Consider the following 11,801-nt stretch of genomic DNA (forward strand, 5'->3'; position numbering starts at 1 on the left):
TAAGGTAACAATAGGCTTTGAAATACCCCCATTCATTTGAGATACTTTAAAAGCTGATGAGATAGATTCTAAAGTTAAGAATTATTTAAAACTTAGTCTGTTTGAGTTATGCAAACTTATTTCAATCTAGCTAAGATGACTCTAAATTAACTTTAATTGTTAATTATCACAAGGGGATATCAAAATGGATCGTTCACCAGAAAATTTAAAAAACGAGATGAAGCTCATAGAAGCAGCTCGTGCTCTTGCTCCAAAACTTCGTGATCGCGCGTTAAAAGCTGATCAAGAGTGCAGAATCTCAGATGAGACAATTGCTGAAATGAAGGCTACTGGCCTTTTTAAGGTCATGCAACCAAAAGCTTGGGGCGGTTACGAGCTGGATCCCCGCGTTTTTTACCATGTCCAAAGAATTTTAGCTGAATCCTGCATGTCAACTGCATGGATTTATGGCGTGATGGGTGTTCATCCTTGGCAAATTGCAAGATATCCAGTAAAAGTTCAAGAAACAATCTGGGGTAAAGATGACACAACATTAGTTGCCTCAACTTATATGCCTGTAGCGAAAGTTAACCCTGTTGAGGGTGGCTATGAGGTGAGTGGTCGCTGGGGATTCTCAAGCTGTTGTGAGCATGCAGAATGGTTTTTACTAGGCGGTATTATTCCTGCTGGTAATGGACGCAATCCAGAACACGGTACGTTCTTGATTCATAAATCTGCTGTTGAGATTCATAAAAATTGGGATACATTGGGTATTCGCGGTAGTGGAAGTCATGATGTGGAAGTGAAAGGTACTTTTGTTCCTCATGATTTCGTTCAAAGAACAAACAGCACTTCCATCGAAGACACGCCAGGACGTATTGAAAATACCAATCCAATTTACAACATGTCATTCGCATCAGTCTTTACGCGCGCTGTTTCTACAGCATGTATCGGTGGCCTTGATGGTGCTATTAACGAATTTATTAATTATTCAAAAGCGCACGTTGGTAAACACGGTAATAAGACAGCGGAAGATCCATTGGCCCAACAAGTTGTTACTGAGGCTATTTGTACAGCGGATTCATTAAAGTTAGTTTTAGAGAGAAACTATGACGACTTAATGGATTACGCGGTGAAGAATGAGTTGCCGCCTGTTGAGAAGCGCTTGTTGTATAGATACCATGCGTCTTATGTTGCTAATGTTTGCTGTGAGCAAGTTAGTAACTTAATGCGTTCAATGGCTGCTTCTGGTTTATACAGCGATAGCCCAGTGGGAAGAATATTTAGAGATGTCCATCAAGCAAGAGGTCATATCTCAAATAACTTTACTTCTCATGCTCGTGCATATGGTGCTGTTGTATTGGGATTGCCTAATCCTGATCCATACGTTTAAGGTTTTAAAGCATTCTTGTAAAACTTATGCCGGGGAATCCCCGGCATTTTTATAAAATTCTGAATATTGATTGATATGAATAATTATGATGTTGTGATTGTTGGATCCGGCGCTGGCGCTATGTTGGCAGCGATTCGTGCGCATGATAAAGGCCAATCAGTTTTAGTTATTGAAAAATCAAAATACTATGGTGGTACTTCAGCCATCTCTGGTGGGGGTATTTGGATACCTAACAACCATCAATTTAAGAGAAAAGGTGGCAAAGATAGCGTTGAATTGGTTCGAACATATTTAAATGCTGCAATTGGTGATAGGGTTGATAGTGCTAGAGTTGAGGCGTACATCACAAAATCTCCAGAGATGGCGCTCTATTTAGAAACTGATACGCGTGTAAAATATGAAGTTGCTGAGAGATATCCTGATTACTATCAGCACTTACCAGGTTCCTTGCCAGGGGGCAGAAGTCTAGATCCTGAGTTATTTGATGTGGATAGTCTTGGTGATGAGATTCATAACCTCCAGCCAGCATCGCCTACAACGTTGTTGATGGGGAAAATTGCTTGGAATGCGCGTCAAGCCCATAAAGTGATGGCAAAAGAGAGAGGCTGGCGACTATTAGTTTTGTGGGCAATGTTGCGCTATAAATTTGATAGTGGCTGGCGTAAAAAGCGCGGATTAAATCGTGATCGCCGCTCAGCATTAGGCAGTTCTTTGGTTAGTGCTTTACGTCGAAGCATGATGGATAGAAATATCCCGCTGTGGTTGAGTACCGACTTTAAAGATTTTATCTTGGCTGACGATGGTTCAGTTAAGGGTGTTATCGCACAAAAAGAAGATAAAGAAATCACTATTAATGCCAACAAAGGCGTTATTTTAGGAGCGGGAGGTTTCGAGAGAAATCAGGCCCTCAGAGAGAAATATTTACCGCAACCAACGAATCATGCTTGGAGTGCTACGCCAATTAATAACAATACTGGTGCCAGCTTAACGGCTGCTCAAAATATAGGTGTTGATACTGATTTATTAAATTGGGCTTGGTGGTGTCCAACGATTTATGTGCCTAAAGAAGAAAAGCAACGCGGCGTTTTTGCAGAAAGAGCGTTTCCTGGTGCCATCGTTGTGAATGGTCTTGGTGAGCGTTTTATTAATGAGGCCTCGCCATACTTAGAGTTTGGTCATGCCATGTATGAAAATCATCAAAAGACTGGCTCATGCATACCCGCATGGGTTATTTTTGATGCGCATTACAGATTCCATTACGCCATGGGACCTATCATGCCCGCTCAAATCATGCCGGACATGAGAGTTAAAAAAGAATGGTGGAATACTGTTTTATGGAAAGCTGACACTCTTGAAGAGTTGTCAGAAAAAATAAAAATTGATACAAAGGGTCTCGTAACGACTGTTGGGAAGATGAACCATTACGCCGCAACCGGTATTGATGAAGATTTCCAAAGGGGCGGTAACCCATTTGATACCTATTATGGCGATAGCAATGTCAAACCCAATCCTTGTTTGGCACCAATCAAGAAGGGCCCCTTTTATGCCATGAAACTTGATCCAGGTGATATCGGCACCAAAGGTGGCTTACTTACTAACGAATTTGCTCAGGTATTAAAAAATGGTGAGCCAATTAAAGGTTTGTATGCCATCGGAAATACGTCATCTTCTGTGATGGGAACATCATACCCAGGAGCTGGATCGACATTAGGCCCAGCTATGACATTTGGCATGATCGCTGCAGATCATATGGCTTCAAAAGCTATCTAATTAATATTTTTTGAGTAATCTTATGACTGAAATACTTGAACCCCAATATGTTTCCTCTGTAGCTGAGATCAAATGGCATCAGCAAGCTGATGTTTTAGTCGTTGGTTGGGGGGCTGCAGGAGCAGCAACAGCTTTAGAAAGCTTGGAGCAGAGCGCTAGCGTTATCGTTATTGATAGATTTAATGGTGGTGGTGCAAGCGCAAAAAGTGGTGGGGTTGTTTATGCAGGTGGCGGAACAAGTCATCAGGTGAAAGCCGGATTTGCAGACACGCCGGAAGCCATGTTTGATTACTTGAAGCATGAAACATTGGGTGTGGTTTCTGATGACACTCTCAAGAAGTTTTGTGATGATAGTAAAGGAAATTTAGAGTGGCTGGAGTCTCATGGAGCACCCTACACTCATACGATGCCGCCAGGAGGTAAAACATCTTATCCGGCCGATGGCTATTATCTTTATTACTCAGGTAATGAAACGGTTCCTTCACACATGGGGGATCACCCTCCTGCACCGAGAGGTCATCGCACAGTAGGAAAGGGTCATGGCGGTGTGGTTTTATATGCCAAGCTCAAGGAAGCATGTCTTAAAAAAGGGGTCATTCCTCTGACCCAAACTAGAGTATCGAGACTGATCTTATTAAAAGATACCCAGCAGGTGATTGGTGTTGAGGCCTGGAGAATGCCTCCTGGACATCCCCAAACATTAAGACATCAAAAGTTGGCTACCAAAGCAGAGGCGATTCAAAATACACGACCTAAAACAGCGGATCAATTAAGACGTGAAATTGCTGATCTTGAAAATAAATTTTCTGAAAAAATATTCATCCGTGGCTCATCCGGTGTTGTTCTTTCTACAGGCGGTTTTATTTTCAATAAAGAAATGCTTGAAAAATATGCACCTAAATACACTAAAAATTTCAAGATTGGCGCAACCGGTTGTGATGGTAGTGCAGTTCGCTTAGGTCTTGGTGTGAATGCGGCCATTGATCGGATGAGCACAATATCTGCTTGGCGATTTATTAATCCGCCAGCTACTTGGCCAAAAGGTATTGTTGTTAATAAAACTGGTAAAAGAATTTTTAACGAAGAGGTTTATGGTGCAACCTTGGGATACCATATTTGTGAGAATAATGAAGGTAAGGCCTGGTTGCTTTTGGACTCTAAGTTACGCTGGGACTCTTTGAAAAATATTATTTTTGGCAAGATGTGGTGGTTTCAGTGGGCGCCAGCTTTGATGTTGATGTATTTGGGCGTGGTTAAAGCAAAAACTCCAGAAGAGTTGGCGCTTCGTTTAAAAATGGATCCAAACGAGCTGACGCAATCATTCACTCAATACAATCAAGCAATTCAAAATGGTCAAAAAGATCCTTTAGGAAAGTCTGCGGCTTATACCCAAGCTCTTGTGAAACCCCCTTATTACGCGCTCAATATTGGTACGAGAAATAAATTTTTCCCATTGGGCTCATTAACTTTAGGTGGTCTAAAAGTAAATGAATTAACGGGCCGTGTGAAGAGAGACGATGGTACTGAGATTCTAGGCTTATATGCTGCAGGTCGTGCAGCAGTTGGTGTGCCATCGAACTTATATATCAGCGGACTATCCTTGGCTGACTGCATATTCTCTGGGCGCCGATGTGCTCGAGCGATTCTTGGCAAAGGTCAGTGATAACTATTTGCTAGGCATCTATGAATCATGCGCAACTGATTAGCAACTTATTATTTCAGTATGCTGAATATATTGATAACGGTCAGCTTAATCTGGCTGCTGATATGTTTAGTCATGCTCAAATAAAAATTTCATCACGAAAAGATCAGTTTATTGGTAAAGATGAGTTATTGGCTCTATGGAAAAAAATCATCATTCTTTATCCATGTGGAACGCCTAGAACCAAGCATGTGATCACAAACCCGATTATTCAAATCGATGAATTATCCGGTTTGGCCAAAGTGAAGTCTTATTTCAATGTGTTTCAACCTGACCAAAATCAAGTGATTCGTCTAATCTTGAGTGGCCGATATTACGATGAATTTCAGCTTCAAAATGAAAAATGGGTATGGTCTCATAGAGACTATACCCATATAGATTTTGCAGGTGATCTTTCTTTACATTTAAAAGATTTCCAATTAAGGAACTAGTTGTTGTTGCATGCCACCTTCTAACCATTCTGGGTAAGGTGGCACTGCACCCCATTCTTTTCTAGGGTCGATATCACCTGCTTTGAATACTGTTCGAATGTGACTGAACTCTAAAAAGCCTTCTTTGCCGTGATAATGTCCCATACCTGATGCTCCAACTCCTCCGAAAGGTGCATCTTGCATAGCTGCATGCATCATGGCCTCGTTAATCGATACGCCGCCAGAGATGGTGTGACCTAAAACGAAATCTTGTTCTTGAGTATCCTGACCAAAATAATATAGTGCTAAAGGTCTTGGTCTTGAATTAATGTCAGCGACAACTTGCTTGATATCGTCGTATGTTTGAATGATCATGGCTGGCCCAAAAATCTCTTCTTGCATAATTTGAGTATCTTTGCCTGGATTGATCACTAATCGTAAACCACGTTTTCTATTATTGGTATCAGTAACAGATTCAGTTAATTCTTCAATTCGAGCACCTTTTTTCTTGGCGTCGCCAACATAGCCTTCAATCCTTTGCAAATGTTTTTGATTGATGATGCCAGTAATGTCAGGGTTGTTCGCAATCGATGGAAAGATGTCATTGGTGTTTTTCTTCATGGCAGCTATGAATGCATCTAGCTTTTCACTTGGGACATAAGTGATGTCAGGGTTCACACAAAGTTGACCGTTGTTAGAAGATTTTGCTGCACTAATTCTCCAGGCGGATACATCAATATCAGCTGTTTTGCCAATGATTGTTGGTGATTTGCCGCCCAGTTCTAATGTGACTGGCACAAGATTCTTTGCTGCATTTTGCATCACCAATTTGCCAACCGCTGTGCTGCCAGTAAAAACGATATGATCAAATGCTTGATTGGTAAATTCGCTTGCAAACTGGGCATCTCCCTCCATGCAAGCCAACTCTAGTGGGTCAAACATTTCTGCCACGGCTTTTGCAATAACGGCAGATGTATTCTCGGAAACCTCGGATGGTTTGAGAATGGCTCGATTGCCAGCTGCAAATACATACGCCAATGGTGCAAATAAAGTGTAAAGAGGGGCATTCCATGTGCCAATAATGCCAACGCTTCCCTTGGGTTGATACATCACCCAAGCATCAGCGCCCATTTGATCATAGGGGCTAAAAGGAGCACGTTTTTCTGAGGTCATCCAAGTGCCACATTTTTCTCGGGCATGTTTGAGGGAGCTTAAGCTACCCAAGACATCATTCATCAGAGAGAATCCAGGGTGGCGACCGCCAAAGTCGGCGCTCATAGCATCTGTTAACTCTTTTTGATATTTGATGAGAAGATCGATGGTTGTTTGAATTCTTTTAGTTCGAACGGCTAGGGAGACTGGCCCTTCATTAATAAAAGCTTGTTTTTGATTTTCTAGAACTGTTGTGATATTTAAATTTGTCATTTGTTACTCCTTCTTAGTTAATTTTTTTTAAGATAAAGTCGGCTGCTCGTTCGGCAATCATGGTTGTTGGGGCATGTGTGTTGCCAGATGTAACACTTGGGATAACCGAAGCATCAACCACTCTAAGGTTGCTGATGCCATTTAATTGGAGGCGATTATTGACAACTGCATCAGCATCTTGCCCCATTCTGCAACTACCTACTGGATGGTGGGCTGTCAGACCATGCTGCTTAGCAACGGCTAGATACTCCTCATCTGTCTTGGCTGATGCGCTGGCCCCGACTTCTTGAGCATCAATGCCTTTCAATGCAACTTGCTCTGCAATTTTTCTTGACCAACGCATACCGGCGATCGTCACTTGTTGATCTAACTCTGTATCGAGGTAGTTGAAGTTCATCTTGATTGGGGCATTGATATCTTTGCCAGTTATTTCTATTGAACCTCTTGAACTTGGCCTTGTTTGACAGGGCGCCAAAGTGATACCTGGGAACTGATCTGAAACTTTCTTGCCTGTTTTAGCAGCTGTTTCAAGATCCCCGCTAAATGGTAGGCAGTGAAACTGTAAATCAGGTCTGGATAAACTGGGATTACTTTTACAAAATATACCAACTTCTGCAGCGCACGAAGTCAATGCGCCTGTTCTTTGGAATAAATACTTAAAGGTCTCTTTGATGAGATTGATGGGTTGAAGGTTTTTATTAAGGCTGTATTGATGATTTTTTAATTTATAGACAATTGGGATAATTAAGTGATCGTGAAGATTCTTACCAACATGAGCATTGGCGTGTTCTATAGGGATGCCTAATGAACGGAGTTTTTCAGGATCGCCAATGCCCGAGCGCATCAGAATAGATGGAGAGCCGAGAGCGCCAGCGCACAGTAAAGTTTCTTGACGGTTAAAGCAATCAAAGCGTTGATTCTTTTTGATATAACTCACACCAATTGCTTTTTTATCTTTAATGATGAGCTTATCAACATGAGCTTTGGTTACTAGGGTAAAGTTTTTTCTTGCCTTTGCCAGTGTTAGAAATCCTTTGGCTGCAGACCAACGCTCTTTTTTATGAGTCATGGTTTGATAGTAGCCAATACCCTCTTGATTGCCATTATTAAAATCTTTTAATAATGGCAGTCCTGCTTGACGACCTGCGTCAATGATGAATTGGCTAACGGGGTGTTTATGAGTGACCTCTGAAATAATCATCGGACCATCATAGCCATGCCCATCTAAATTGGCATATTCGGTTTGTTTTTCAGATTTAATGAAATAAGGTAAATTATCTTCCCAACTCCATCCATCGACACCTGCATTTTTCCAGTCTATGTCGTAATCTTCACGTTGGCCTCTGATATAAATCATCCCGTTAATGGCAGAGCATCCACCTAAAACCTTACCTCTTGGGATATCAATTTGTCTTTGGTTCAGGTGGGGTTCGGGCGAAGTTTTAAATAACCATGAATATTTAGGGTTATCGCCAATTTTTCCCCATCCAGCAGGCATTTTGACGAGTAAATCATCGCCCCCATCCCCTGCGTCTAATAAGAGAACCTGGTTATTGGGGTTTTCGGTTAATCTTGCCGCCAAAACACAGCCGGCAGAGCCTCCTCCAATAATAATAAAGTCAAAATGTGAGTTCATTTCAAGTTGTACCTTCTTAAATGGTTTGAAATGATTATTCCACTAATGAGAATTGCCGTTATCGTCTGTTTGGGTGAGGTTAAACCGAGGTTTGATCGCTAGAATTAAATGGTAAATCAATGAATCTAGAAAAAAAATCGAGCTTTTATGAATACAACTCAGGCAGATATTATAGGTAAGGTCGTCCTCGTCACTGGCGGTACTCGAGGAATTGGCTTGGTTATTGCAGCATCCTATGCTCTTCAGGGTGCTCAAGTGGTCGTTTGTGGTCGAAATCTGAGCGACGAACAAGCAGTGATCCTAAAAGAAAAGAAGCTTGATTTCTATGCGGTAGATGTCAGGGATGCCGATGCTTTGGTTGCCATGTTTGATTTTATTGATAAAAAATATGGCAAATTGGACATTGTTATCAACAATGCTGGAGGAAGTCCTTATGCGCTAGCAGCGGATGCTTCCCCAAGATTTCATGAAGGCATTATTAAGCTTAACTTGTTAGCACCCTTGCATGTGGCTCAGCAAGCCAATCGATTGATGCAAAGAAATACCCATGGTGGCGTGATTATTTTCATTGGTAGCATCAGTGCTCTACGACCTTCTCCTGGAACAGCCGCTTATGGTGCTGCCAAGGCAGGCATTCTTAAATTAGTCGAATCTTTAGCGGTTGAGTGGGCTCCTAAAGTTCGGGTTGTAACAGTTAGCCCTGGTCTTGTTAAGACAGAGCAATCTCATTTGCATTATGGGGATGAAAAAGGTATCGCTGCTGTATCAGCAACCATACCTTTAGGACGTATGGCAACGCCAGAAGATGTAGCGGATGCCTGCATGTTTGCCTCATCTGAAGGCGCTTCCTATATCAGCGGAAGCAATATTTTGTTGCATGGTGGCGGTGAAAAGCCTGCTTTTTTAGGCGCTGCTAATAATTAATTACTTTATTGAATTACTTCAAGGAGATTTGACTTGAGTCAGGCAACTTGGTTTGATGGCGTAAAAGCCATGGTTGGAAAGCAATACGGACGTGTGAATTCATGGGATCCTGTTAATAGTCCTATGGCTCGACAATGGTGTGAAATGATGGGTATAGATAACCCTTCTTACTATGATTCTAGCTATGCTGAAAATTCAGCTCATGGTCATTTGACAGTGCCGCCGGCCATGCTTCAAGTTTGGTGCATGGAAGGTCTCCACATCAATAACTATGCCCCTGGATCAACCAAAGAAAACCCCTACGAGGTTCTAAAAATCATCGAATCTCATGGTTACCCAGCTGTTGTAGCGGTTAATTCTGAGTTGGATTTTGATCGTTACCTATCTGTTGGAGAGAGTATTTATTACACCACTCGATTGGCAGATATTGGGGATGAGAAAACAACCGCTTTAGGAACTGGTTTTTTTGTTACTTTAATCATGACCTACTTTTCTGAAAAACCGAGTGGTGATGAAAAGGTCGGCGAATTACTTTTTAGAGTATTTAAGTTCAAGCCAGCAAATGCTGCGGCACCAAAAAAAGCAGATGATCAGCCATCAGGCATTCCTAAAATCATGCGTCCTGCACCTGGTGTTAGTGATGATACGAAGTTTTTTTGGGAAGGTGCCAAAGAAGGTAAGTTATTGATTCAGCGTTGCAAATCATGTGGCACCCTAAGACATCCTCCAGGGCCATCATGCCCATCGTGCCATTCTTTTGAATGGGACACGCTAACGTCTAAAGGACTTGGTGAGATTTACTCTTTCGTAGTGATGCACTACCCAGAAGTTCCGCCATTTGATTATCCGAATCCAATTGCCTTGATCCAGCTCGATGAGGGAACTCGTATTGTTGGTGGGCTTGTTGATGTTGACCCAAAAAATATCAAAATTGGTACTAGGGTAGAGGTTGTATTTAAAGTGGTTGAAACAGATCAAGGTGATATTACCTTGCCATTATTTAAGCCTGTTATTTGATCGGAAGCCATATGGATTTTAAGTTTAGCGAAGACCAACTAGCAATTTCTGAATTAGCGGAAAGCTTGTTTGGCGATTTTGGAAGTGATGCTGCAATGGCTGCTCATGATGAGAGCGCCGATGCCATGAGATTTGATATCTGGAATAAGGTTGTTGAAACTGGGCTACACGCACTTTTGATTCCTGAAGATCAGGGTGGCAGTGGCTTAGGAATGCAAGATTTATTGGCAGTATTAATTCCTCAAGGAAAACATTTGGGTCAGGTGCCTTTGTGGCGCCACCAATTGGCAACCCTTGCCATTAGTCGTTTTCTAGGAAATGATAAAAAATCTTTAATTGAGAAAATGGTGGCTGGTGAGTCTTTAGGTACTCTCAGCTTGGATGCCCATTATGAAAGTCAGGGCCACCATTTGCATTTAAAAGCTGAGAATCAGCAAACAGGCTTGTTAAGTGGCAAAGTGATTGCTGTGCCATTAGGTGACACAGCCCAATCGGCAATCTTGACAGTATCAGTTGCTGGGCAACCTCAGTTGGTACTTGTTGAAGATCTCAATGCGTCAGGTATCACAAAAGTGAGTGGTAGAAGCCAATTCTATGAAGGGGTTGCTACCGTAGAGTTTTCTAATGTGTCAGTTTCTATCTTGCCTCAAGAAGCTTTTGCTTGGATTGAGCAAAGAGCGATTGCTTGTTTGTCAGCGCTGCAGTTGGGTGTTTTGACAGGCCAAGTTGCACGCGCTGTTACTTACACCTCTGAGCGCCAACAGTTTGAACGTGCAATTGGTTCATTCCAGGCTGTACAGATGACTTTGGCTGATTGCTTTATTGATTGCGAGGTATTGCGTACCTCCCTTTATCAATTGGTTTGGCGTCTTGATCAGGGTTATGACTGCACGCCTCAAGCATATGCAACGAAGTACTTGGCTAATTTAGCGGGTCATCGTGTAGGACATCTTGCACAACACGTGCATGGCGGTATTGGCGTTGATAGAACATACCCGATTCATCGTTTCTTGTACTGGAGCAGAGCATTGTCAATTGCTCTAGGCAGTACAGGTGCTCATCTAGAGCGACTTGGCGATTGGTTGGCTAATAACAATAATCTAGGATGGAAATATGACCTTGATGAACACCAAAAAGTTTAATGACGTAAAGCTTGGCGATCAGTTGCCAGCTTTATCCATCCCAATTACGGTTCCATTAATTGCTGGAGGAGCAATCGCTACTCGAGACTATTTCCCTGGGCACCATGATCTTGAAGCAGCCAAGGCTTTGGGTTCGCCTCATATTTTTATGAATATTTTGACAACCAATGGTTTGGTCGAGAAATTTGTTGAAGAATGGGCTGGACCTCAGGCTATCTTTAAGTCAATCAAAATTAAATTGGGTATCCCTAATTATCCTGGTGACACGATGGTGTTGACTGGTGAGGTGTCTGATTTAAATCCTCAAGCGAAGTCCGTTACAGTTTCTTTGAAGGGTAAGAACGGTATGGGTAATCACGTTACTGGCACAGCTTGTGTCATCTTGCAGTAAATAAAGGATAGA

The 11,801-nt window shown here is 42.1% G+C and carries 10 protein-coding genes; 8 read left to right on the top strand and 2 right to left on the bottom strand.

Annotated elements, in window-relative coordinates; all coding sequences use genetic code 11:
* Positions 1–184 precede the first annotated feature (184 nt).
* The 4 genes from ICN28_RS07935 (at position 185) to ICN28_RS07950 (ending at position 5,275) form a co-directional block, all read left to right on the top strand.
* Positions 185–1,372 carry an acyl-CoA dehydrogenase family protein gene (locus tag ICN28_RS07935; protein ID WP_216287635.1) on the top strand — a complete coding sequence of 396 codons (1,188 nt, stop codon included), beginning with the start codon at positions 185–187 and terminating at the stop codon, positions 1,370–1,372.
* A 75-nt stretch (positions 1,373–1,447) separates the two neighbouring features.
* The gene (locus ICN28_RS07940; RefSeq protein ID WP_216862394.1) at positions 1,448–3,142 is read left to right on the top strand and encodes an FAD-binding protein; all 1,695 of its coding nucleotides are present in this window, start codon (positions 1,448–1,450) and stop codon (positions 3,140–3,142) included.
* Between the two features lie 22 nt (positions 3,143–3,164).
* Positions 3,165–4,805, top strand: a complete 1,641-nt coding sequence (locus ICN28_RS07945) for an FAD-binding protein (protein WP_216287637.1) — start codon at positions 3,165–3,167, stop codon at positions 4,803–4,805.
* A gap of 20 nt (positions 4,806–4,825) precedes the next feature.
* A complete protein-coding gene (locus ICN28_RS07950) occupies positions 4,826–5,275 on the top strand; it encodes a nuclear transport factor 2 family protein (protein ID WP_216287639.1) in 450 nt (149 codons plus the stop codon).
* Here ICN28_RS07950 and ICN28_RS07955 read toward each other — a convergent pair.
* A complete protein-coding gene (locus tag ICN28_RS07955; protein WP_216287640.1) occupies positions 5,264–6,679 on the bottom strand; it encodes a coniferyl aldehyde dehydrogenase in 1,416 nt (471 codons plus the stop codon). The two genes, ICN28_RS07950 and ICN28_RS07955, sit on opposite strands and share 12 nt — an antisense overlap.
* Positions 6,680–6,692: 13 nt before the next feature.
* Positions 6,693–8,315, bottom strand: a complete 1,623-nt coding sequence (locus tag ICN28_RS07960; protein WP_216287641.1) for a GMC family oxidoreductase — start codon at positions 8,313–8,315, stop codon at positions 6,693–6,695.
* Between the two features lie 147 nt (positions 8,316–8,462).
* Here ICN28_RS07960 and ICN28_RS07965 point away from each other — a divergent pair, with 147 nt between their 5' ends.
* Genes ICN28_RS07965 through ICN28_RS07980 form a run of 4 tightly spaced genes read left to right on the top strand, consistent with a single transcriptional unit; the run spans position 8,463 to position 11,789 of the window.
* Positions 8,463–9,239 carry an SDR family oxidoreductase gene (locus ICN28_RS07965; protein ID WP_216287642.1) on the top strand — a complete coding sequence of 259 codons (777 nt, stop codon included), beginning with the start codon at positions 8,463–8,465 and terminating at the stop codon, positions 9,237–9,239.
* Between the two features lie 33 nt (positions 9,240–9,272).
* Positions 9,273–10,256, top strand: coding sequence for a bifunctional MaoC family dehydratase N-terminal/OB-fold nucleic acid binding domain-containing protein (locus ICN28_RS07970; RefSeq protein ID WP_255536191.1), 984 nt, complete (start codon positions 9,273–9,275; stop codon positions 10,254–10,256).
* 11 nt (positions 10,257–10,267) lie between these two features.
* Positions 10,268–11,398, top strand: coding sequence for an acyl-CoA dehydrogenase family protein (locus ICN28_RS07975; protein WP_216287643.1), 1,131 nt, complete (start codon positions 10,268–10,270; stop codon positions 11,396–11,398).
* Complete coding sequence (locus tag ICN28_RS07980; RefSeq protein WP_255536192.1) at positions 11,370–11,789, top strand: MaoC family dehydratase; 420 nt, start codon at positions 11,370–11,372, stop codon at positions 11,787–11,789. The genes ICN28_RS07975 and ICN28_RS07980 overlap by 29 nt, the downstream gene beginning before the upstream one ends.
* Positions 11,790–11,801 lie beyond the last annotated feature (12 nt).

It is taken from the genome of Polynucleobacter sp. 30F-ANTBAC (assembly GCF_018882385.1).
GTDB lineage: Bacteria > Pseudomonadota > Gammaproteobacteria > Burkholderiales > Burkholderiaceae > Polynucleobacter.